We start from the raw sequence: 21,061 nt of genomic DNA, 5'->3' as shown, positions 1-21,061 counted from the left end.
AAGATTGTTAGGAAAAATAGCCAAAAAGATTCATCACTGTTATAAAATAAGTAATAATCCTGACATTCCTGTGACGGCAAAAGAGACAACCAATGCAACTAAATCTCTTTGAATCAATTAGAGTTTTCATTGAAATTGTCGAGTCGGGCAGCCTGACCCAGGCGGCGGAAAATCTGCAGATCCACCGTCCGGCGGTCACCAAAGCGTTACAGCATCTGGAGCAGCACAGCGGCACGCGTTTGCTGCAGAGAACAACGCGGCGGATTAGCCTGACGCCGGACGGCGAGGCGTTTTATCGCCGAAGTAAACCCCTGCTGGCGCAGGCGGACGATTTACTGGAGTCGTTTGGCACTGGCCGGGCAATACACGGTCAGTTGCGGGTGGATATGCCCATCGCTTTTGCGGCGCTGAGGGTCATACCCAACCTGCCGGATTTTTATCGGCAGCATCCTGAAATCGACATCATACTGAGCAGCTCTGACCGCCGTCGGGATATGCTACGCGATGGCCTGGACTGCGTGCTGCGAGTGGGGGAGCTGGACGATGGTGACTATGTCGCGCGCAAAATCGGGAACATTAAAATCACGACCTGTGCCAGCCCGGCCTGGCTGGCAAAACACGGTACGCCAGAAACGCTGGATGATTTATACAAACATCAGGCCATCAACTGGATTAATAACAACAGCAGAAAAATTCAACCCTGGACGTTTACTACGCCAGAAGGCATTGCGGAAATAACGTTGCCCGGCAAGCTGGTCGTGGATAACTCCGAAGCCTACATCGCGGCGGGCCTGGCCGGGTTAGGGTTAATACAGGGGATGAATCTTTTTCTGCAGCCCTATATTGACCGCGGCCAACTGGTTGAAGTGTTACCGGAGCATCGCTCCCCGGATCGTAAATTGTCGCTTCTCTATCCACACCGCCATCTCTCCCGCAAGGTGCGGGCCTTTACCGAGTGGCTGGAAAGTTTAGTGTAAAACCGCCACCGGAGAGGAGCCCGCCAGTTCATGACACCGCGCGCCAATCTGTTCCATGGCATTCAGCAGGTGAGGCGTGGGTTCGTTTGCGCAGTTTAGCCGCAGCAGCTGACGGAGGTTGAGATCCCCCGGATCCTGAGGAACCGTTTTGCGCTGACTGCTGTGTAATCTGCCGGGGAATGATTGAGCCTCAGCTCACCTTTCTTCTGCGGCTTTGCGCTGAGTGCCCCACTGTAACAGCAGGCTAAACGACGCGGGTAATACGGTCAGCGTTACCAGCGTCGCGACCAGCAGCCCGCCGATAATCGCATAGGCCATTGGCCCCCAGAATACCTGATGAGAGATCGGGATCATGCCCAGAATGGCGGCGCAGGCGGTCAGACAGATGGGTCTGGCCCGATGCTCCGCGGCCGCCACAATCGCGGCATCGTTTGTCATCCCCTGAGCAAGATTACTGTCTACCTCGCTAATCAGTATCACCGCGTTACGCACGATCATCCCCGCCAGGGCGATGACGCCCAGCAGCGCGACAAATCCCATCGGCGTGCCGCCGGGCAGCATAGCCAGCACGATCCCCGGTAAACCAAACGGGGCCATCAGAAGCGCCAGCAGCATCCGGGAATATCGGCGCAGCTGAAGCATCAGCAGCATCAACATGATGACAAGCGTCACCGGAAGAACGCTAAAAACGGAGCTGTTCCCCTTATCTGATTCGGCAACCGCGCCGCCTTCTTCTATGCTGTAACCGGCAGGCAGCTCCGCGCGCAGCGTGTCGATCGCCGGACGCAGCGCCGCCGATACCGCTTCGGCCCTCAGCCCCGGCGCGAGGTCAGTTTGCACCGTAATAAAAGGCAACCGCTGTCGACGCCAGATGACCGGATCGTCCACGCTCCAGACCAGCGTCGCGACGGCGCTGAGCGGAATTTTTTTACCGTCATTCCCCTGAACGGTCAGCGAGGAGAAGGTGGCGGTGCTGTGACGTTCATTGTCCGTGGCCCGTAGCACCACGTCGACAAGGCGATCGTTATCCCTGACCGAGGTGACAACGCTGCCGGACCAGAGGGTATTCAAGGTGCGGGCGAGAGCTTCTGACGATATTCCTGCCGCCCTGGCCGCCGTCTGATTCACCTTCAGAGTAATGATCCTCTCCGGCTCTCCGGCCGTCTGGTTAACCTCGCGCGACAGCGGCGATTGGCCAATCGCGTCGGCCAGACGGTTCGCAAGCGCCCGGACCTGCAGATAATCAGGCCCACTCACCCGGTATTTGATTGGCCAGCCGACGGGCGGCCCAAGCTCCAGGGGCGACACGCGCGTGATGATGTCGCTAAACTGCGCCGCCAGCAGCCTGTTCAACTGCCCATGCAGACGATCCCGCGCCTGAAGATCCTTCGCCACCACCACAATCTGGGCGATGTTTTCATTTTCCAGCAGCACGTCCATCGGCAGGTAAAAACGGATGGCTCCTGACCCGACGTACGTCGAGTAGCGCTCGACATTGCTGTTGCCGGCCAGCGCGTGTTCCAGCTTTTCCACCTCTCTTAACGTTTCGGGCTGCGACGCGTTGGCCGGAAGCGTCAGGCTGACCAGCAGCTCAGGCCGGTCCGACGCCGGGAAGAACTCACCCTGCATAAACGTCGTGCCGTACACGGACAGCCCCAGCGCGGAAAGCGCAATCAGCACGGTGGCGAGCCGGTGACGTAGCGCCAGCCCTAAAAGCCGCCCGTACCCGCGCGCGATCCTTCCTGGGCCTGCCGCGCGATGTCTGACCTTCTCCGGCAGCAGCCACGTGCCCGTCAGCGGCGAAAACAGGATCGCGACAACCCAGGAGCAGAGCAGGGCAATCAGCACTACCGCAAACAGGGAAAAACAATATTCACCGGCGCTGGAGGCCGCAAAACCAACGGGAATAAACCCGGCAATCATCACCAGGGTTCCGGTGAGCATCGGGAAGGCCGTCGTTTTGAATGCATGGGTGGCCGCATGCCGACGGGAATCCCCGGCTTCCAGTCGGGAGACCATCGTTTCGACGGCGATCATGGCGTCATCCACCAGCAGACCCAGCGCAATGATCAGCGCCCCAAGCGAGATACGCTGAAGCCCGATGCCGGCGAGCATCATGCCGGCAAACGTCATGGCGAGCACCAGCGGAATGGCCGCAGCCACCACCAGCCCCGCCCGCAAACCCAGCGAGACAAATGAAACCGCCAGCACGATAACAACAGCTTCAATAAGCACCCGGACAAAACCACTTACCGCGTCACTGACCACCGCCGACTGATCGGCAACTTTCACCATCTCAATACCGTGCGGCAGCCCGGCGCTGAGGACTGTCATTCTGGCGTTCAGCGCGGCGCCAAAACGCAGCATGTTGCCCGTTGGCGCCATTGACACCGCCAGCCCGATGGCCGGTTTGCCGTTTACCCGGTACGCGGGGGCCGGCGGCTCGGCGGCTTCCCGGGTGACGGTGGCGATATCGGTCAGCGGAATATAGCGATTGTTAATGTGCAGCGTGACGGCGCGTAAACTCTCTTCGGACGTGAGCGCCCCGCTGACCTTGAGCGCGATGTTCTCCTGCCCGGTACGCATAACGCCAGCCGGGACAACCGCGTTTTGCGCCCGCAGCGCATCGGCGACTGCCTGAATATCCAGTCCCATACCCGCCAGACGGGCCGGAGAAAAGGCGAGAACCATCTGATCCTGCTGTTCGCCCAGCAGGGTGGTTTTGCCGATATCTGGCAAGGAGGCGAGCTCACGACGTATTGTCTCAACGCGATCCCGCACTTCCCGTAAGGTGTAGCCGTCGGGAATAAAGCCGTAAATCGTGCCGAACGTATCGTCAAATTCGTCGTTCACGGCCGGGCCCTGAACGCCTTCCGGTAAAGACGGCGCGATGTCCTGCATTTTTTTGCGGATCTGATACCAAATGTCCTGCACCTTTTGCGGCGGGGTATTGTCACGGAGATTCACATGGATAACCACGCTCCCGGCGCGGGTTTCACTTTCGAGATAATCAAGCCAGGGCGTTTCCTGCAGCTTTTTTTCAAGCGTATCGGTCAGCAGACGGGTGGTGTCCGTTACGGACGCGCCCGGCCACTGCGCGGAGACGACCGCCGTTTTAATGGTAAAAACCGGATCTTCATTACGCGGCAGTTTTTCATAGCAGAACACGCCCATCGCCACGATCAGCAGCATGAAGAAACTGACCATCTGCTGATGGTTAAGCGCCCATGCGGACAGGTTAAATTTCGCTTCCGGTTTCGTGTTCATGGCTGAACCTCCCCGGGTACCACCGGCTCTCCGGAACGGAGTTTGCTCACGCCAGCCGTAATCACCCGGTCGCCTGGCTCAAGGCCGGAGGCGATAATCACCGAGGAGGCCGTATAGCAGGCAGGCACCACCGCGCGCAGCTGCGCCTGCGAATGCGGGTTAATCACGAACACCGCCGGTCTATCCCCTGTTCGGCTCAGCGCCGATGCGGGAATGACGTAACCTCGCGGGCCAGTCGAGGGCAGGGTGACGGTGACGCTGGCACCCAGCGCTATCGCCGCTGGCGGGTTTATCAGGGTGGCTCTGACGCGCCAGGTGCGGGTCTGAGGATCGGCCTGCGGGGTGATATCCCGCAGCACGGCAGATGCCTGTACCGACGGGTCGCTGAGCAGGGAAACCCGCAATTCCGCCTTATCCAGCGGCGGTATCGCATCGGGCGTGGCGATATCAAACGCTACGTCGCGGGCTTCGCCGGTTGCCAGCGTAAGCACCGTCTGCCCCGCGCTGACAACCTGGCCCGCAGAGGCGCTCACCTCGGTGATCGTGCCGGTTTGTGGAGCGATAAGGCGCGTCCAGCCAAGGCTTTCGCGGGCGTTACGCCACGCGGCCTCGCTGCTTTTTAATCGCGCGCGGGCGACAAGCCAGTCCGCGCGGGCGCTGTCGAGTTGCGTGCGGGCTATTGCGCCCGTCGGCATGAGCTTTTGCATTCGGCTGACGTTAAGCGCGGCAACCTGCGCTGAGGCTGTGGCCCCTTCATAGTCGGCCGTTGCGCTGTCGAGCTGATTTTGTCCGGTGGTATTTTCAAGTGTGGCCAGCAGCTGTCCGGCATTAACCCGATCGCCAATATCAACGCTGCGCGTCAGTATTCGCCCCCCGGTTTGAAAGCTCAGCGTCGTTTCATCGCGGGCATGGACCTCACCGGTCCTTTCCAGCGCGGGGAGGGTTTGGGCTGTACGTACGACGACGTAGCGCACCGTACGCACTGGGGCAGGCTTATTTTCCTGTTTGTCACCGCAGCCGGTGAGCGGAAAAATCACCAGCGCGAGCAGGACCAGAGGGAGAAAATTTACCCAGGAAAGAGTGCGCGCCACGCCGTACAGATGGTGCAGGCAGTGGCGGAGGGAGAGAACAAATTCGTCTGACATAACGCCGCTCCATAAAGATGAGGGCGTTATTAAATGCGCGCTACGTCGAGAAAGATTCGATGTTCTGTCAAGGGTTTATCAAGAGTGGATATTTTCATTACCGGACGGCTGCCAGGGTAACAAAATACGCACAGCAAGGGCGCCCGTTTCCGGTAATGAGGCCTCGATCGTGCCCCCATGGGCCTGACAAATCGCCCGGGCGATAGACAAACCGAGGCCGCTGCCGCCGGAATGCCGCGCGCGGGACTGCTCCTCACGGCTAAAGCGCTTAAACATGTCCGGTAAGAACTGGGGGGATACGCCCGGTCCGTCATCGTGAAATTCAATAGCGTAATGCCCGCTGGCGTAGTGCAGCGCCACCTCAAGATGGCCGCCTTCGCGCCCGTAGCGTAGTGCATTTTCCATAAGGATAGTAAATACCTGCCCCATGCGGAACGCATCGCCTCTGAACGGGCACGTACGCGGGTTACGCAGCGTAATCGTAAAATGATGCGCTTCGGCCTGCGGCATGATCCAGGCCGCCCGCTCCTGAATAAGCTCATCCAGAGAAAAGGCCTGCTCTTCCAGCACCAGATTTCCCGCGTCCGCTAACGAGAGAAGGTGGAGCTCATCGGTCAGGCGATTAAGATGCTGAAGCTGTTTCATCACCATTCCCAGCTGCACCGGGCTGGCATCAAACACACCGTCCAACATGCCCTGCAGACGACCAATGGCGGCCGTCAGGGGCGAACGCAGCTCGTGCGCCATCGCGACGTGCGAGGCGCGGAGCTCTTTTTCATAGCGGGCGAGTTGCCCCGTCATGGAGTTAAAGTCGTTTGCAAAGCTGACCATTTCCGCTGGCGCATCCTTGACCAGTTCAGCCTGACGGCCAAACTGCCCGTCGGCGACATCTTTGGCGGCATCGCGAAGACGGCTGAACTGCAGCGCCAGCGGTCGGGCGTGTTTTAACCCCATCACCACAATAAACGGGATCATCACCAGCACCAGCAGGGCCACCGTAACCCAGTCCGCAGAGGCGATGGATGGCGTGGAATAACTCAGCCCCCACCAGGTATCCACAATGCTGTGGAAGCGGGCCGGATCGGCCTGTGGGTTCTGGCTGAGCGTCAGAAATTCCTGCCGGACCGCCGCTGGCATTCTGCCCATTATCCAGTAGTTCTGTACCGCATAACGTAGCCACATGCAGGTGGCAATGACGATCACGCTGCCGATGGCCAGTGCCAGGATACGCGCGCAAATCCAGCGCCAGAGAGAGGAGTGCCGGTTTTTTATCATGGTTGTCTGAACCTGTATCCCACGCCGCGAACGTTAATCAACACGCCGGAAATACCCGCCGCTTCGAGTTTTTTACGCAGGTTATAAATATGGGTGTCCACCACGCGCTCCAGCGCCTCGCTTTCCGGCAGACAGTGTTCCAGCAGGTACTGACGGGAAAAGGGGCGAGCGGGAGAGCGCAGCAGCGTTGCCAGAAGCGAGAATTCCGTTGGCGTAAGATCGAGCATCACGGGCGCGTCGCCGCCGTTATCCACGCTCGCCACAATGGCGGCCACATCCACCTCCAGCGTTTGCCAGCGAAGGATCTCGTCGTCTGTCTCTTTTTTACTGCTGCGTCGCAGCACCGCCTGTACGCGAGCCACGACTTCTCCCGGATGATAGGGTTTCACAACATAATCATCGGCACCGTACCGCAGGGCACCAATGCGATCGGGGGTGTCGCCCATGGCGGTGACCATGATCACCGGTACATCGCTTTTACGACGCAGTCCGGCCAGCACTTCGGTGCCGTTAAGCCCGGGCAGCATCACGTCCAGCAGGATGAGGTCGGGTTTCCACCGCTGCGCCATATCCAGCCCGGAAAGACCGTCTCCGGTAATGGTGACATCGTAATTTTCACGACGTAAATAAGCTTCAAGCACGCCAGCCGCATCGGCGTCATCTTCAATAATCAGCACTCTTCTGGACAACATCCGTTCACCTTGACCGTTTCTTAACACTATCCCGACGATTCATTGATTTAGCCAAACCATACTGCGCCAACATTGTGTGGCAGACCCTGAATCAGCAGACGCCAGCGTCTGCGTGGAGAACAGTATGATAGCGATAAAAAAAGGCCTGTATATGACCGTTCCGCTTCTGATGACCGTTGCCTCAGGTGTGCAGGCGGATGATGACGCCGCTTCCGGCTCTTTAACCGTCGGGCTGGGCGGTCACTATGCCCCCCGTTATTCAGGCTCAGACAAGCAGGTGTGGCAGGTGGTTCCTGTGCTGCAGGGGCGCAAGGGTGCTTTCTTTATTGATGCACAAAAAGGAGTGGGATATGACCTGCAAAACGACAGCGGTTGGTACCTGGAACATACGCTGGGTTACGACCTCGGGAGGGCAGAGAAAAATTCTGGCTGGCGTGAGGGCGCAAACAATCTGAAAGGGATGGGGGACATTGATGCCACCCTGAATACCGGCCTGGCCGTCGGCTGGCAGGCTGCGTCCTGGCTAAGCGTTGAGGGTAAGGCGACGCTACCGTTAACGGACAGCCAGGGCGTAAGTTATCAGGCGTCCGTTACGTTGATTCCCCTACAAAACAGCGAGGACACGATCGCCCTTCAGTCTGCGGCTCTGTTTGGCGACAGCCGTTATCTGAATACCTGGTATGGGGTCAGCGAGCAGCAGAGCCGCCGCACCGGCTATCGCCGCTATTCAGCGCCGGGGGGATTTTATGGCGTCGACACCAGCCTGACCTGGAGCCATCAGTTCGATGCTCACTGGGGAACGGTCCTGAGCGCGGACTATACCTGGCTTGGCGACCATGCGAATGAAAGCCCAATAGTGATGCGGCGTAATGAGGGGTCTGCAACCGCCGCTATCACCTGGACATTTTAAAATCGCGGAGCACGAGCGGACGAGAAGATTATTTCTTCTTATCCATCATCGCTTTTAAATCGGCAAACGGGTTAAACGTGGCGACACCCACGTCTTTTTGCGCGTCTTCACCGGCGACCACGGTGGTGCCGTACTGATCCGCTTCGGTGTATTTCGAATGCTCGTGATCGTGACAAAACAGGCACAACAGCTCCCAGTTGCTGCCATCTTCCGGGTTGTTAGTATGGTCATGATCGATATGGTGAACCGTCAATTCACGCAGGTTGGAATAGACGAACTCCCGCGAGCAGCGTCCGCAGACCCAGGGATAGATTTTTAATGCTTTCTCGCGATAGCCGCTTTCCAGTCGCGCGTAGTTTTTAGGGATCAGAGCCATTGCCGGTTTTACCTGCCATGAAAAAAGTGGGGGGTATTATATCCATTATGGAGCGGAATGACGAACCGCTCTATTCCGTCAATTTATTTGATGCTTTCCGTTAAATAAACGGCATTTATTCTTACCGGGTAATGCGTAAAGTGGACAGAACGCAACGCATTATCAGGACACAGGGTTATGAAAAAGATCGGTTTTTTATCGTTTGGTCACTGGACGCCTTCTCCGCAGTCCGGCACGCGCTCGGCGGCAGACACGCTGCTGCAGTCCATCGACCTGGCCGTGGCCGCTGAAGAGCTGGGCGCGGACGGCGCCTATTTCCGGGTGCACCACTTCGCCCGTCAGCTTAGCTCGCCGTTCCCTCTGCTGGCGGCAATAGGCGCGAAAACGAAAACCATTGAAATCGGTACGGGCGTGATTGATATGCGCTATGAAAACCCGATGTATATGGCCGAGGATGCGGGCGCGGCAGATCTGATCTCCGGCGGCCGTTTGCAGCTTGGCATCAGCCGCGGCTCCCCGGAGCAGGTCATTGATGGATGGCGTCATTTCGGCTATGTACCGCAGGAAGGAGAAAACGAAGCGGACATGGCGCGCCGTCATACCGAGGTGCTGCTTGAGGTGCTGCGCGGCGAAGGGTTTGCAAAGCCGAATCCACAGCCGATGTTCCCCAATCCGCCTGGGCTGCTGCGCCTGGAACCGTATTCTGAAGGGCTGCGGGAGCGTATCTGGTGGGGCGCCGGTTCGAATGCGACGGCGGTATGGGCCGCTAAGCTCGGCATGAACCTGCAAAGCTCAACCCTGAAAGACGACGAAACCGGCGAACCGTTCCATATTCAGCAGGCAAAACAGATCCGCGCCTATCGTCAGGCGTGGAAAGAGGCAGGGCATGCGCGCGAGCCGCGCGTCTCGGTCAGCCGCAGTATTTTTGCCCTGATGGACGACCGCGACCGGATGTACTTCGGCGCCAGCCGCAACGACAGCGATAGCGTGGGATATCTTGATGAAAAAACGCGCGCGATCTTCGGGCGCAGCTATGCCGCGGAGCCTGACAGGCTGATTGAACAGTTGAAGAAGGACGAGGCGATTGCCGAGGCTGATACGTTATTACTGACCGTACCGAACCAGCTCGGTGTGGATTACAATGCGCACGTGATTGAGTCCATTCTCAAACATGTCGCACCGGCAATGGGCTGGCGCGATTAAGTATTCCGCCGTCAGCCGTGAGATCGTAATGGAAAATCTGGCCCTCTGGTATCGCCGTTTTGGCGAGCCAGAATCTGTTCTGCAACCTGAAACCGCGCCGCCGGGCGCGCTTGCGCCGGGATACCTCCGCGTGCAAATGCTGTATGCGCCGGTGAACGCGTCCGATCTCATTCCGATTACCGGCGCTTACCGCCACAGAACCCCGCTGCCCGCCGTCGCGGGGTATGAAGGCGTCGGCGTTGTCATTCAGGCACCCGCGTCTTTTGCATATCTGCAGGGTAAACGCGTTCTGCCGCTGCGCGGGCAGGGCACCTGGCAGCGCTATGCGGATTGCCCGGCAGAGTATGCGATACCCGTGCCGGATGATGTCGATTCACGCCTGGCCGCGCGGGCCTATATCAACCCGCTGGCGGCGCAGATGATGTTGAGCCACTATCCACCGCGGGGAAAGCGGGTGCTGCTCACGGCCGCCGGTTCGGATTGCGCCATTCTGCTCGGGCAGTGGGCGCGTCTGGCGGGGGCAGAGGCGGTGTACGGTATTCATCGTTCGCCCGCTCACGCTGAACGGCTGGCGGCGATGGGGATCGTTCCTGTCGCACAGCATGACATGCAGCGGATTCTCTCCGTTGCCGCGCGTGCCGACGTCGTTTACGATGCAACCGGCGGGGCGCTGGCGGAAGCGATCCTGAGCGTGCTGCCGGAGCAGGGCATATTTGTCTGCTACGGGCTGCTCTCCGGGCAGACCTTCCGCCAGCAACGGCCCCTGCCGCGCGTGGCGTGGTTCCATATTCGTAACTATCTGGATGGGCTCAGCGCAGAGGCGTGGCGCGCGGAGTTCGATCAAATCTGGCCCCGGATGCGCGCCAGCGCGTACAGCCCCGGAACGGTGTACCCTCTGACGGACTGGCAGAGGGCGCTCAGGGCTTACCGTGAAGGAGGAAGGGCAAACAAGCCCCTCATGTCGATGGCGGAATGACGGCTATTGATGGCTCATATCGCTCAGCAGCACGGCGATGCTTTGCCCACCCGCCGTCTGTTCCAGACCAATCTTCACGATGATGGTCAGCGGAACAGAGAGCAGCATGCCTACGGGACCGAGCAGCCAGCCCCAGAAAATCAGGGACAAAAAGACCACCAGCGTCGAAAGCCCCAGCCCGCGCCCCATCATTCGTGGTTCAAGAATATTCCCGAACACCAGGTTAATCGCCAGATAGCCGGCCAGCAGAATCAGCGCATCATAAAATCCACTGAACACCAGCACCTGAAGAATAGGGGGGATTGCCGCCAGCACGGAGCCGATGTTAGGAATGTAGTTGAGCGCAAATGCCAGTAACCCCCAGACGAACGCAAAGCGGACGTCCAGCGCCACCAGCATTCCCCAGACCACCACCCCGGTGACCAGGCTGATGACGGTTTTCAGTACCAGATAGCGTGAAACGCTGTCCAGCGCGCGCTGAATAGCTCCCATTCCTTCAACCGGACGAACCATGATTTGCTGTAACTTTGCGGGCAGCTGTGGCACCTCCAGCAGCATGAACACCACCGTTAAAAACAGCAGGAAAATGGAGGTCATGGCATTGGAAAGCTGCGTCAGCAGGCCTGTGACGATGGTCATGGCCGCATTAGGGTCGATATATTTAAGAAGCTCCTCAACCGAGACTTCTATTCCCGCGCGCTGAAGCCAGGGCTCAAGCTGCAGCAGCGGTATCGCCAGCGAGGAACGGTATTTCGGCAGCGTTCGCGCCAGTTCGTTCAGCGAGGTACCCAGATACGCAACCAGTAACACCATGGCGAAAATAATGACGCTAATTAGCAGGGTAATTGCCAGCACGCGCGGGATGCGCAGCCGCGTCATGCGCCGGACCAGTGGGTTAAGGATCACCGCAACAAACAGGGCCAGAATAAAGGGCACAATGATGTCGGCGGCAAAACGAACGCCCGTGAGTATGATCACCAGCATGCCCAGCATGATGACAATTTTTAACCCGTTGAGGGTAATAATGGGTTTAGCCATGGTGACTCCAAAAAAAGCTTTTTATTTATAATAGAGGGTAAACGTCCTGCAATAAACTAACCAAAATCAAACGGGATGGGTAAAGAATTGAAAAGACTTTGAGTAAAATCTTCAGTTATGGTACAAATTTGGCGTGTTCAACTACCGAGGACAATTTTCATCCGCAAAGACGAGAAGCAACAACGCGGATAATTGTAATTTTATGGACAATTTGTTCAGGACCTATTCTTCAAACAACGCTGCTCTATTTTCTACCTCCTTCTGCCTGATTGCTGGTGAGCAACACTGGCGCACCGCACTATAGTCACCTCTTCTGCCTGAGCTGGCGCTACGCGCTTAGCCGTCTGATTTAATTTCATATTTTTTTGGTTTGCTGCATGCAGCGGGCCACGATGGATTATATTCTCAAGCAGGAGAAAAACATGTTTTACTGGATCTTATTAGCCCTGGCTATCCTCGCTGAAATTACCGGCACGCTGTCAATGAAATGGGCAAGCGTCAGCGAGGGCAATACCGGTTTTATTTTAATGCTGGTGATGATATCCCTTTCCTATATTTTCCTCTCATTTGCGGTGAAGAAAATTGCGCTGGGTGTGGCCTATGCGCTGTGGGAAGGGATCGGTATTTTATTGATTACGCTGTTCAGCGTTCTGATATTCGACGAAACATTAACAACAATGAAGGTCGCCGGGTTAACGACGCTGGTCGCGGGTATCGTGCTGATTAAATCAGGTACCCGTAAACCGACAAAACAGCAGAAGGAGCAGAACCATGCAACAGTTTGAATGGGTTCATGCGGCCTGGCTGGGCTTCGCCATCGTGCTGGAAATTCTGGCGAACGTTCTGCTGAAATTCTCTGACGGTTTTCGCCGTAAGGTTTATGGCCTGATGTCGATTGCCGCAGTGCTGGGGGCGTTCAGCGCCCTGTCACAGGCGGTCAAAGGTATCGATCTGTCCGTGGCCTATGCGCTGTGGGGCGGTTTTGGTATCGCCGCCACCCTGGCCGCAGGGTGGGTGCTTTTCGGGCAGCGTTTAAATAATAAAGGCTGGATAGGACTGATCTTGCTGCTGGCGGGCATGATCATGATAAAACTCGCCTGATCAATCGGTAACCCTGATTCACAGACAGCCGCGCTGGCTTACTCTTTAGCCAGCGCTTCCAGCTTATCGCGAAAACCGGTGACGGATAAGGCCCGGTTATCGGCTCGCCAGCGGTCTTTCGCCGCCGGGGCGGAGCTTTGAACCCCAATCAACTGCCAGCCGTTATCGGTTTTCAGCATCAGCGGTGAACCGCTGTCGCCCGGCAACGTATCGCACTGATGGGAAAGCACGCTGGTCTGCGCCCAGCCCGTCACGATACAGTCCGTGTGGGTGTAAAGCGCATCCAGATGATCGACCGGGTAGCCTGACTGCGTTACCTTGCGGTCGGCAGCTTTCAGCGCGGCGGTGAGCGCCGCTTTATCGCCGTCAAATAACGGCAGCGGCGTAATGCCTGAAGGCGGGTAGCGCAAAATAATCAGGCCAAAATCCCACGAGGCTGCCGCGGGCGGCACAATCCAGCCGTCTCCATCCGGTTTAAGACGTTTCCCAAGAGAAGCATCAACCCGGCCTTCAATGCCGTGGATTTCATAGCGCCAGATCCCTTTTTGCGACACAAATCGTAAGACAACCGCTTTGTCTGGCTTACCGTTGGGTGGCGTCAACAGGCAGTGGCCCGCCGTCAGCGCTAATTGCGGGGTGATTAACGTCGCGGTACACAGGTTGCCGCTGGCGGTTTCCAGTTGGCCTATAGCGTCCCAGGGAGCCTGGGTAGGATCGGTGACGCGAGTACGATCGTCATGACCGAAAAAAAGCGTCTTTAGCTCTTTCGCGCTAATGGCGTTATCACCGCCATCATCCGCCTGTGAAAATCCAGAAAAAAGGCCAAACGTTCCCAGCAACAACACAACAGATTTACGCATATCACACTCTGGTGGGGGTAATTATGATTATTAAAAGTGAACCCTATGAAAATACTATAGACGGGACGGCGCTAAAGTGGGAGTAAAATCAGCGTGCTACAGTCAGGAAAGATAAAAGCGGCTGGCGATGAGCGCGCATAAAATAAGCAGGATAAGAATCAGCTCAAACCGATAGCGTCGCAGCATACGCCCTCCGGATAAAAAAAACGGCGCAGAACCTTTTCCGGTTCAGCGCCGGTTTACCAACGTGCCCCGCAGGGCACGGTTAAGCTTGTACGCTTACGCAGCTGGCTGTGCAGCTGGTTTAGCAGCTTCGTGTTTTACTGCTTTTTTGTGATGCTTTTTCGCAGCCTGGGCTTTCTGCTCTACGGCTGGTTTAGCGGCTTTCTTGTGGTGCTTTTTCGCAGCCTGGGCTTTCTGCTCTACGGCTGGTTTAGCGGCTTTTTTGTGGTGCTTTTTAGCTGCCTGCGCTTTTTGCTCTGCAGCCGGTTTAGCGGCTTTGTGGTGTTTCTTGTGATGTACGGTTTTTGCTGGCGCCGCGGTGGTCGTTGCAGCAGGCGCCGCAGCAGCTGGTGCAGCAGTGGTTTCAGCAGCAAACGCAGCAGAAGACAGACCCATAGCAGCGGCAACAACCAGAGCTAATACTTTTTTCATGTTCATACCCTCGAATTTGGTTTTTCATTTAACCCCACTGCGGGGCCGTTGAAATAACTATATCCCTGTAAATTCGGGGTTTCCGTGAGTGATTGGTATCGGCGTGTAACCATATGTACAAGGCCGGGGAAGAACCCCGGCCTTATCATTACAGGTAGCGTGAGGTCAGGTGTTCGCGGAAGTAGCGGATATTCAGATCTTCCCCCGTCGCCTGGGTGATTAACTGCGACGTGCTAAAGCGGCTACCGTGCTGCCAGATGTTCTGACGCAGCCACTCAAAGAGGGCGGAAAAATCCCCTTCAGCGATGGAGGACGCCAGTCCCGGAAGCGCGGTCTTTGCAGCATGGAACAGCTGCGCGGCATACATCGCGCCCAGCGTGTACGACGGGAAGTAACCAAACCCGCCGTCGGTCCAGTGGATATCCTGCATGCAGCCGTTGCGGTAGTTATCTTTGGTGGATAATCCGAGCCAGGCCTGCATTTTCTCATCCCACAGGGCGGGGATATCGTCCACCTCAATCTCGCCGTTGATCAGCGCCCGCTCAATCTCATAGCGCAGCACCACGTGTGCCGGGTAGCTCACTTCGTCGGCATCGACGCGGATATAGCCCGGCTTCACGCGCTGGTTCCAGGCGATAAAGTTCTTTTCGCTGAACGCCGCCTGGCTGCCAAAGCGGGCGTGAACGGCAGGGAGGAGGTGCTTGAGGAAGGCTTCGCTGCGTCCCAACTGCATCTCAAAGAACAGGCTCTGGGATTCATGGATCGCGGTTGAGCGTGCCAGGGCAATAGGCTGGCCTGCCCACGCGCGCGGCAGGTTTTGTTCGTAGCGCGCGTGTCCGGTTTCGTGGATCACGCCAAACAGCGCGCTGAGCAGCTCGTCCTCATCATAGCGCGTGGTAATGCGCACGTCTTCCGGTACGCCGCCGCAGAACGGGTGCGCACTTACGTCGAGGCGACCGCCGTTAAAATCGAAGCCGAGCATCTTCATGGCTTCCAGACCCAGTTCGCGCTGGGTTGCCGTCGGGAAGGGGCCCTGCGGCGGAACGAACGACCGCTGAGCCTGTTTCTCCACCGCGCTTGCCAGCAGGTCCGGCAGCCAGGTTTTCATATCACCAAACAGCACGTCCAGGCGCGCGCTGGTCATGTCCGGTTCAAAAATATCCAGCAGCGCGTCGTATGGCGTACAGCCTTTGGCTTCTGCGCGCAGGCGGGCTTCTTCACGGCTGAGTTTCACCACTTCTTTCAGGTTGGCGGAAAAGCCCTGCCAGTCGTTCGCGGGACGCTGCGTACGCCAGGCGTGCTCGCACCTGCTGCCCGCGAGAGATTTGGCTTCCACCAGCGATTCCGGCAGCAGGGTAGCCTGCTGAAACTGTCGCGTCATTTCCCGCAGGTTGGCCTGTTCGTCGTCATTCAGATCTTCCCCTGCTGCGGCCGCTAACAGGTCGCCGACTTTTTTATCGGTCAGGATCTGATGTTGCAGGACGCTCATCTCTGCCAGCGCTTCACCGCGCGCGGCGCTGCCGCCTGGCGGCATCATGGTGAACATGTCCCAGCTGGCGATCGAGGTAAGGTGCGAGAAGCGGGAGAGGCGCTGGAAGGTTTTCACAAGTGACTGATAGGCTGATGTTTTTTGCAATTCTTATTTCCTCATGCCGGGGATGTGTTTCAGGGAGCATACAATGAAACAGACCAAATTCCCCAACATTTCCCACACGGAGGAAATCTGTGCCGATCTCCTCCGTTGAAACCGTCCCCGGCATTCCGGGTGACGGTTTTCGGTGGGCACTCAGGACTTATCACGCATGACCTGCTGCAGGATCGCCAGCGCCTGGTTGAACTGGGCATCCGGAATGGTCAGCGGATAAAGGAAGCGGATCACGTTGCCGTACTGGCCGCAGATCAATAACAGCAGGCCCTGGGCGAGCGCCTTTTGCTGTATCGCCTGCGCGATGGCGGCCGAAGGCTCACGGCTCTCGGGATCAAAAAACTCCGCCGCAATCATCGATCCTCTCCCCCTTATCGCCACGAGCGCAGGGAAGGTGCCCTGAATCTCCTCCAGCGTGGCTTTCAGTCGATCTCCCAGATGGCAGGCGCGGGCGCACAGTGACTCGTTGTCGATAATCTTCAGCACCGCGTGCGCGGCGGCCACCGCAAGCGGGTTGCCTGCATAGGTCCCCCCCAGACCGCCGGGAGCCGGCGCGTCCATGATTTCGGCGCGACCCACCACGCCAGACAGCGGCATTCCGCCTGCCAGGCTTTTCGCCATCGTCATCAGGTCGGGCTTGTCCGCGTAGTGTTCCATGGCAAACAGTTTACCCGTACGGGCGAAGCCGCTCTGCACTTCGTCGGCAATCATCACGATCCCGTGCTCATCACAGATTCGGCGGATGGCGGCCACCAGCTCTGGCGGGGCGACGTTGAATCCGCCTTCACCCTGAATGGGTTCAAAAATAATCGCCGCAACCTGTTTCGCCTCAATATCCGCTTTGAACAGGCGTTCTATCGCCGTGATGGCATCCTGCGTCGTGATGCCGTGCAGCTCGGAGGGATACGGTACGTGATAAACCGACCCCGGGAAGGGGCCAAATCCCAGCTTATAAGGCGCGACCTTGCCGGTTAAGGCCATGGTCATATAGGTTCGGCCGTGGAAGCCTCCGCCGAAGGCAATCACGCCGGGTCTGCCGGTGTGGGCCCGGGCGATTTTAATGGCGTTTTCCACCGCTTCTGCGCCCGTGGTGAAGAACGCCGTTTTGGCCGGGCTCTGGACCGGGGCCAGCTCGTTAAGTTTCTCGGCTAATGAAACATAGCTTTCATACGGCACAATCTGGTAGGCCGTGTGGGTGAACTGGTGAAGCTGTTTTTCCACTGCGGCCACCAGTTCAGGATGACGATGGCCGGTATTCAGCACCGCGATCCCGGCGGCGAAATCAATATAGTCGTTGCCTTCCACGTCGGTAAGCGTGGCATTCTCCGCCGAGCGGGCAAAGAAATTACACATTACGCCTACGCCGCGCGGGGTGGCAGAAAGTCTGCGCTGATGAAATTCCTGGTTACTCATGTCAGATACCCTTTTGTCGAAACGATCATACGCCAAGACGATCGCGCAGGCTGTAGTACGCCGCGCCCATCGCCGTGAATGGAATCCGCAGGCTACGGCCGCCCGGGAAGGGGTAGTGCGGGAGGTTAGCAAACGCATCAAAGCGCTCAGCGTCACCGCGCAACAGTTCCGAGATCAGCCGTCCGGCCAGGTGGGTGCAGGTCACGCCGTGGCCGCTGTAGCCCTGCATGTAATAGATGTTTTTATCCAGACGACCAAACTGCGGCATACGGGACAGGGTCAGCAGGAAATTGCCCGTCCAGCGGTAGTCGATTTTGACGCCTGCCAGCTGAGGGAAGGTTTTCAGCAGCTTTGGCATCACCAGGCGTTCGACATCGTCCGGATCGCGCGCGCCATAGACGACGCCACCGCCGTACAGCAGGCGGTTGTCTGCGGTGAGGCGGTAGTAATCCAGCAGATAATTGCAATCTTCCACGCAGTAGTTATTGGGGATCAGCGTGCGGGCGACCTCTTCCGGCAGCGGAGCGGTGGTCACCACCTGGGTGCCGCAGGGCATGCTGCGTTTTGCCAGCTCCGGTTCTATCTTATCGCCCAGATAGGCATTCCCGGCGACGATCACGTAGCGGGCCGTGACCTGGCCATGCTGCGTGCTTACTACTGCCGGGCTGGTGTGCTGAATGGCGGTCACCGGAGACTGTTCATATACACGCCCACCGTTCAGGCGAATGGCGTCCGCTTCGCCGATCGCCAGGTTCAGCGGATGAATGTGCCCCCCGCTGCGGTCCAGCAGCGCGCCGGTATAGCGGTCGCTGTCGACTTCCCGGCGGATGGCGCTGGCGTCCAGCAGCTCCAGCTGGGTGTTGCCGTAGCGTTCCCAGTTGGCCTTTTGCTCCTCCAGCGTCTCCAGCTGCTTATGGTTTAGCGCCACAAACAGCCCGCCGGGACGATAGTCGCACTGGATCTGATAGCGCTGGATACGCTCCCGAATAATTTCCCCGCCTTCAAACATCATGCTCCCGAGCATTCTGGCGGCATCGGGACCGTAGTTTTTCTCGATCACGTCGATATCGCGGCTGTAGGAGTTAACCAGCTGGCCGCCGTTGCGTCCGCTGGCGCCGAAGCCGATGCGCGCCCCTTCAAGGAGCACCACGTCGTAGCCCATTTCGGCGAGATGCAGCGCGGAGGAGAGGCCGGTATAGCCGCCGCCCACCACGCACACGTCACAGCTGATCGACTCGTTAAGCGTCGGGAAAGGTTCATAAGCATTCGCGCTGGCCGCGTAGTAGCTGGTGGTATGTTCGGTCATGATTGAGGCTCCAGGGCAATCCAGATGGTTTTCAGTTCGGTAAATTTTTCCAGCGCGTGCAGGGACTTATCGCGACCGTTGCCGCTCTGCTTATAGCCGCCAAAGGGGACGGTCATATCACCGTCGTTGTAGTTATTGACGAAGACCGAGCCTGCTTTCAGGCGGCGGCTCATGCGGTGCGCCCGGGAGAGATCGCGGGTCCATACCGCCGCGCCAAGCCCGTATTCACTGTCGTTGGCCAGCGTCAAGGCTTCCTCTTCGGTTTTAAAACGGGTGACAACCAGCACCGGCCCGAAAATCTCTTCCCGGCACAGCGGGGAGGCAGGGTCGATGTCGACAAAAATGGTGGGACCGACTGCGGAAGGCCATGATTGTTCCCGCCCGTCCAGCAGCAGCGTACCTTTCCGGGTTCCTTCGCGAATAAACGTGTGGACGGTATCGGCGTGCGCAGCGTCGATGAGCATGCCCATCGTGCTGTCAGGGTCGAGCGGATCGCCCGGCTGCCAGTGACGGGCCTGCGCTTTCAGCCTTGCCAGGAAGTCATCGGCGATGCTGTCTTCGAGCAGCAGGCGGGTACCGGCGATACAGACTTGCCCCTGGTTGTAAAAAATCCCGGCGGCGGTCGCGCTCACGGCCTTGTCCAGGTCCGGACAGTCGGCAAAGATAATGTTGGCGCTCTTGCCGCCTGCCTCCAGCCAGACGCGCTTCATGTTGCTTTCTCCCGCGTCCTTCAACAGCTGCTTGCCGGTACGGGTAGAGCCGGTAAACGTCAGCACTTCGACCTCCGGGTGCAGTGCCAGCGCCTGGCCCGCTTCGTGGCCGTAACCGCTTATCACATTCAGCACGCCGTCCGGCAGGCCCGCCTCTTTCGCCAGTCCGGCCAGGCGCAGGGTGGTGAGCGGTGATTTCTCCGACGGTTTTAATACCACGCTATTGCCCGCGATCAGCGCCGGGCCCAGCTTCCAGCAGGCCAGCAGCAGCGGGAAGTTCCAGGGGACGATGGCCGCGACAACCCCGATCGGCTCGCGCACGATCATCGCCAGCTCGCCCGGACCCGTAGGCGCCACTTCGCCGTAGACTTTATCCGCCGCTTCGGCGTACCAGCGAATGGCGCGAGCCGCGCCGGGAATATCGTCGCGCAGGCTGTGGCGGATGGGTTTACCGGTGTCCAGCGTTTCCAGTAAGGCCAGCTCTTCGCCGTGGCGCTCCATCAAATCGGCGAGCTTATTCAGCACGGCCTTGCGCTGCGCCGGAGACGCCTGTGACCAGTCGCCGCGCTCAAATACCTCACGTGCGGCCTGAACCGCGCGGTCCACGTCAGCCTGCTTGCCCCGGGCCACGTTCGCCAGCGTCTGTTGGGTAGCGGGATTGACGGTTTCAAACGTGGCATTATCGGCGGCGTCACAATAGGCACCGTTAATAAATAACCGGGTCTCAATGGCGCTGTTTTTTGCTTTATCCTGCCAGTAAGTCAGGTGCTGAAAATGCATATTCACTCCTTTCTTTCGCAATCAGATAAATAAAGGCATGGCCGTTTCAGGCAATACGAAGCCGTGGGGCATCCCGGGAATTAACCCGTTGAATGCCGACATTGATCGTTTTTATTTGTCCCGGCGTAAGCGCGCTTACGCCGGGACTGAGTGGTAATTAGAACGTGGTGGGGGTGTGGGCACTGATAATGCGGCAGATGCCTGCCGAGGTATTGCTGAAGCTGTGCGGTATGCCGGTATTGATGGCATAGCTCTGCCCTGCAACCAGGTGATAAGGCTGGCCATTAATTGTCAGCACTATTTCACCTTCCAGTATCGTACCGATCTCCTCACCCTGATGTTTGATCCTCTCTCCGGTCGTGGTTCCAGGCTGGTAAGTTTCAAAAATCATCGCCAGCGTACGGTTCGGATTTCCGTTATGAACCAGCTTCATCGAAACCCCCTGACTGCCTATTTCGATAAGGTCTTCCTGATTAATAACCACCTGCGGTTCATCAGGTTTTTCCGGTTCCGAAAAGAATTCCGAGAGCGACAGCCCATAGACTTTCAGCAGCTTTTGCAGCGTACTGATGGCAGGACTCACTTTGTCCTGCTCAATGGTGCTGATGGCACTGTGTGTTAACCCAGACAGTTCGGCGGCACGCCGCTGCGAGAGACCCAATTGCTGGCGGATCTCAGACAGACGTTTCCCTGGCGCCAGTCCGTCATCGCTCATAGTTGCATTTCCTTTACG

Annotated in this window: 21 protein-coding genes; 7 read left to right on the top strand and 14 right to left on the bottom strand. The window is 57.9% G+C overall.

What is annotated here, in order from left to right:
* Positions 1 to 92: 92 nt before the first annotated feature.
* A complete protein-coding gene (locus ACTJI7_RS01895; protein ID WP_045261464.1) occupies positions 93 to 977 on the top strand; it encodes a LysR family transcriptional regulator in 885 nt (294 codons plus the stop codon).
* Positions 978 to 1,172: 195 nt separating this feature from the next.
* Here ACTJI7_RS01895 and ACTJI7_RS01890 read toward each other — a convergent pair whose 3' ends face one another.
* The 4 genes from ACTJI7_RS01890 to ACTJI7_RS01875 all read right to left on the bottom strand — a co-directional run bounded on the left by ACTJI7_RS01890 (position 1,173) and on the right by ACTJI7_RS01875 (position 7,356).
* Positions 1,173 to 4,244 (bottom strand): efflux RND transporter permease subunit, encoded by a 3,072-nt coding sequence (locus ACTJI7_RS01890; protein ID WP_440669593.1) that lies wholly within the window; start codon positions 4,242 to 4,244, stop codon positions 1,173 to 1,175.
* Entirely contained in the window at positions 4,241 to 5,389 is a 1,149-nt protein-coding gene (locus tag ACTJI7_RS01885) for an efflux RND transporter periplasmic adaptor subunit (RefSeq protein ID WP_047368441.1), read from the bottom strand. Before ACTJI7_RS01885 ends, ACTJI7_RS01890 begins: the two co-directional genes overlap by 4 nt.
* A gap of 78 nt (positions 5,390 to 5,467) precedes the next feature.
* Positions 5,468 to 6,664 carry a sensor histidine kinase gene (locus tag ACTJI7_RS01880; RefSeq protein ID WP_440669590.1) on the bottom strand — a complete coding sequence of 399 codons (1,197 nt, stop codon included), beginning with the start codon at positions 6,662 to 6,664 and terminating at the stop codon, positions 5,468 to 5,470.
* The gene (locus ACTJI7_RS01875) at positions 6,661 to 7,356 is read right to left on the bottom strand and encodes a response regulator (RefSeq protein WP_028012960.1); all 696 of its coding nucleotides are present in this window, start codon (positions 7,354 to 7,356) and stop codon (positions 6,661 to 6,663) included. Before ACTJI7_RS01875 ends, ACTJI7_RS01880 begins: the two co-directional genes overlap by 4 nt.
* Before the next feature lie 124 nt (positions 7,357 to 7,480).
* Here ACTJI7_RS01875 and ACTJI7_RS01870 point away from each other — a divergent pair, with 124 nt between their 5' ends.
* Complete coding sequence (locus ACTJI7_RS01870) at positions 7,481 to 8,266, top strand: MipA/OmpV family protein (RefSeq protein ID WP_059356979.1); 786 nt, start codon at positions 7,481 to 7,483, stop codon at positions 8,264 to 8,266.
* Between the two features lie 28 nt (positions 8,267 to 8,294).
* Here the strand turns inward: ACTJI7_RS01870 and yajD are convergent, their stop codons facing one another.
* Positions 8,295 to 8,642 (bottom strand): HNH nuclease YajD, encoded by a 348-nt coding sequence (gene yajD, locus ACTJI7_RS01865; protein ID WP_003857471.1) that lies wholly within the window; start codon positions 8,640 to 8,642, stop codon positions 8,295 to 8,297.
* Between the two features lie 177 nt (positions 8,643 to 8,819).
* On the opposite strand from yajD, the gene ACTJI7_RS01860 reads away from it, so the two are divergent.
* Both ACTJI7_RS01860 and ACTJI7_RS01855 read left to right on the top strand, forming a co-directional pair.
* A complete protein-coding gene (locus ACTJI7_RS01860) occupies positions 8,820 to 9,845 on the top strand; it encodes an LLM class flavin-dependent oxidoreductase (RefSeq protein WP_048956325.1) in 1,026 nt (341 codons plus the stop codon).
* A 28-nt stretch (positions 9,846 to 9,873) separates the two neighbouring features.
* Complete coding sequence (locus ACTJI7_RS01855; RefSeq protein WP_045261811.1) at positions 9,874 to 10,821, top strand: zinc-dependent alcohol dehydrogenase family protein; 948 nt, start codon at positions 9,874 to 9,876, stop codon at positions 10,819 to 10,821.
* A gap of 3 nt (positions 10,822 to 10,824) precedes the next feature.
* On the opposite strand, the gene ACTJI7_RS01850 is transcribed toward ACTJI7_RS01855, so the two are convergent.
* Positions 10,825 to 11,859, bottom strand: a complete 1,035-nt coding sequence (locus ACTJI7_RS01850) for an AI-2E family transporter (protein ID WP_041910260.1) — start codon at positions 11,857 to 11,859, stop codon at positions 10,825 to 10,827.
* A 133-nt stretch (positions 11,860 to 11,992) separates the two neighbouring features.
* Between ACTJI7_RS01850 and ACTJI7_RS01845 the strand changes: the two genes are divergently transcribed.
* The 3 genes from ACTJI7_RS01845 to mdtI all read left to right on the top strand — a co-directional run bounded on the left by ACTJI7_RS01845 (position 11,993) and on the right by mdtI (position 12,960).
* Positions 11,993 to 12,163, top strand: coding sequence for a protein YdgV (locus ACTJI7_RS01845; RefSeq protein WP_088205359.1), 171 nt, complete (start codon positions 11,993 to 11,995; stop codon positions 12,161 to 12,163).
* Positions 12,164 to 12,281: 118 nt separating this feature from the next.
* Positions 12,282 to 12,644, top strand: a complete 363-nt coding sequence (mdtJ, locus tag ACTJI7_RS01840; protein ID WP_028012965.1) for a multidrug/spermidine efflux SMR transporter subunit MdtJ — start codon at positions 12,282 to 12,284, stop codon at positions 12,642 to 12,644.
* Positions 12,631 to 12,960, top strand: coding sequence for a multidrug/spermidine efflux SMR transporter subunit MdtI (mdtI, locus tag ACTJI7_RS01835; RefSeq protein ID WP_028012966.1), 330 nt, complete (start codon positions 12,631 to 12,633; stop codon positions 12,958 to 12,960). The genes mdtJ and mdtI overlap by 14 nt, the downstream gene beginning before the upstream one ends.
* A 38-nt stretch (positions 12,961 to 12,998) precedes the next feature.
* Here the strand turns inward: mdtI and ACTJI7_RS01830 are convergent, their stop codons facing one another.
* The 8 genes from ACTJI7_RS01830 to puuR form a co-directional block, all read right to left on the bottom strand.
* Positions 12,999 to 13,820 (bottom strand): trypsin-like serine peptidase, encoded by an 822-nt coding sequence (locus ACTJI7_RS01830; protein WP_028012967.1) that lies wholly within the window; start codon positions 13,818 to 13,820, stop codon positions 12,999 to 13,001.
* A 102-nt stretch (positions 13,821 to 13,922) separates the two neighbouring features.
* Positions 13,923 to 14,006 (bottom strand): hypothetical protein, encoded by an 84-nt coding sequence (locus ACTJI7_RS01825; RefSeq protein ID WP_023617729.1) that lies wholly within the window; start codon positions 14,004 to 14,006, stop codon positions 13,923 to 13,925.
* Between the two features lie 93 nt (positions 14,007 to 14,099).
* Positions 14,100 to 14,474, bottom strand: coding sequence for an acid resistance repetitive basic protein Asr (gene asr / locus ACTJI7_RS01820; RefSeq protein ID WP_032642591.1), 375 nt, complete (start codon positions 14,472 to 14,474; stop codon positions 14,100 to 14,102).
* Positions 14,475 to 14,622: 148 nt separating this feature from the next.
* The gene (locus ACTJI7_RS01815) at positions 14,623 to 16,110 is read right to left on the bottom strand and encodes a carboxypeptidase M32 (protein ID WP_440669586.1); all 1,488 of its coding nucleotides are present in this window, start codon (positions 16,108 to 16,110) and stop codon (positions 14,623 to 14,625) included.
* A 150-nt stretch (positions 16,111 to 16,260) separates the two neighbouring features.
* On the bottom strand, positions 16,261 to 17,532 hold the full coding sequence (gene puuE, locus ACTJI7_RS01810) for a 4-aminobutyrate transaminase (RefSeq protein ID WP_028012970.1): 1,272 nt from the start codon (positions 17,530 to 17,532) through the stop codon (positions 16,261 to 16,263).
* A 25-nt stretch (positions 17,533 to 17,557) separates the two neighbouring features.
* The gene (locus ACTJI7_RS01805; RefSeq protein WP_063435703.1) at positions 17,558 to 18,838 is read right to left on the bottom strand and encodes an NAD(P)/FAD-dependent oxidoreductase; all 1,281 of its coding nucleotides are present in this window, start codon (positions 18,836 to 18,838) and stop codon (positions 17,558 to 17,560) included.
* Positions 18,835 to 20,328 carry an aldehyde dehydrogenase PuuC gene (puuC, locus tag ACTJI7_RS01800; RefSeq protein ID WP_252015411.1) on the bottom strand — a complete coding sequence of 498 codons (1,494 nt, stop codon included), beginning with the start codon at positions 20,326 to 20,328 and terminating at the stop codon, positions 18,835 to 18,837. The genes ACTJI7_RS01805 and puuC overlap by 4 nt, the downstream gene beginning before the upstream one ends.
* Before the next feature lie 157 nt (positions 20,329 to 20,485).
* Complete coding sequence (puuR, locus tag ACTJI7_RS01795; RefSeq protein WP_013096835.1) at positions 20,486 to 21,043, bottom strand: HTH-type transcriptional regulator PuuR; 558 nt, start codon at positions 21,041 to 21,043, stop codon at positions 20,486 to 20,488.
* Between the last annotated feature and the right edge of the window lie 18 nt (positions 21,044 to 21,061).

It is taken from the genome of Enterobacter sp. 22499, from assembly GCF_052044815.1.
Taxonomy (GTDB): domain Bacteria; phylum Pseudomonadota; class Gammaproteobacteria; order Enterobacterales; family Enterobacteriaceae; genus Enterobacter; species Enterobacter bugandensis.
The sequence above is the reverse complement of the archived record's forward strand: the minus strand, read 5'-3'. Positions and strand labels throughout refer to the sequence as shown.

Excerpts from the sequence above, each read along its gene's own strand:
- ACTJI7_RS01895 (WP_045261464.1), top strand. The coding sequence starts at position 93 with ATGCAACTAAATCTCTTTGAATCAATTAGAGTTTTCATTGAAATTGTC.
- ACTJI7_RS01890 (WP_440669593.1), bottom strand. The coding sequence starts at position 4,244 with ATGAACACGAAACCGGAAGCGAAATTTAACCTGTCCGCATGGGCGCTT.
- ACTJI7_RS01885 (WP_047368441.1), bottom strand. The coding sequence starts at position 5,389 with ATGTCAGACGAATTTGTTCTCTCCCTCCGCCACTGCCTGCACCATCTG.
- ACTJI7_RS01880 (WP_440669590.1), bottom strand. The coding sequence starts at position 6,664 with ATGATAAAAAACCGGCACTCCTCTCTCTGGCGCTGGATTTGCGCGCGT.
- ACTJI7_RS01875 (WP_028012960.1), bottom strand. The coding sequence starts at position 7,356 with ATGTTGTCCAGAAGAGTGCTGATTATTGAAGATGACGCCGATGCGGCT.
- ACTJI7_RS01870 (WP_059356979.1), top strand. The coding sequence starts at position 7,481 with ATGATAGCGATAAAAAAAGGCCTGTATATGACCGTTCCGCTTCTGATG.
- yajD (WP_003857471.1), bottom strand. The coding sequence starts at position 8,642 with ATGGCTCTGATCCCTAAAAACTACGCGCGACTGGAAAGCGGCTATCGC.
- ACTJI7_RS01860 (WP_048956325.1), top strand. The coding sequence starts at position 8,820 with ATGAAAAAGATCGGTTTTTTATCGTTTGGTCACTGGACGCCTTCTCCG.
- ACTJI7_RS01855 (WP_045261811.1), top strand. The coding sequence starts at position 9,874 with ATGGAAAATCTGGCCCTCTGGTATCGCCGTTTTGGCGAGCCAGAATCT.
- ACTJI7_RS01850 (WP_041910260.1), bottom strand. The coding sequence starts at position 11,859 with ATGGCTAAACCCATTATTACCCTCAACGGGTTAAAAATTGTCATCATG.
- mdtJ (WP_028012965.1), top strand. The coding sequence starts at position 12,282 with ATGTTTTACTGGATCTTATTAGCCCTGGCTATCCTCGCTGAAATTACC.
- mdtI (WP_028012966.1), top strand. The coding sequence starts at position 12,631 with ATGCAACAGTTTGAATGGGTTCATGCGGCCTGGCTGGGCTTCGCCATC.
- ACTJI7_RS01830 (WP_028012967.1), bottom strand. The coding sequence starts at position 13,820 with ATGCGTAAATCTGTTGTGTTGTTGCTGGGAACGTTTGGCCTTTTTTCT.
- ACTJI7_RS01825 (WP_023617729.1), bottom strand. The coding sequence starts at position 14,006 with ATGCTGCGACGCTATCGGTTTGAGCTGATTCTTATCCTGCTTATTTTA.
- asr (WP_032642591.1), bottom strand. The coding sequence starts at position 14,474 with ATGAAAAAAGTATTAGCTCTGGTTGTTGCCGCTGCTATGGGTCTGTCT.
- puuE (WP_028012970.1), bottom strand. The coding sequence starts at position 17,532 with ATGAGTAACCAGGAATTTCATCAGCGCAGACTTTCTGCCACCCCGCGC.
- ACTJI7_RS01805 (WP_063435703.1), bottom strand. The coding sequence starts at position 18,838 with ATGACCGAACATACCACCAGCTACTACGCGGCCAGCGCGAATGCTTAT.
- puuC (WP_252015411.1), bottom strand. The coding sequence starts at position 20,328 with ATGCATTTTCAGCACCTGACTTACTGGCAGGATAAAGCAAAAAACAGC.
- puuR (WP_013096835.1), bottom strand. The coding sequence starts at position 21,043 with ATGAGCGATGACGGACTGGCGCCAGGGAAACGTCTGTCTGAGATCCGC.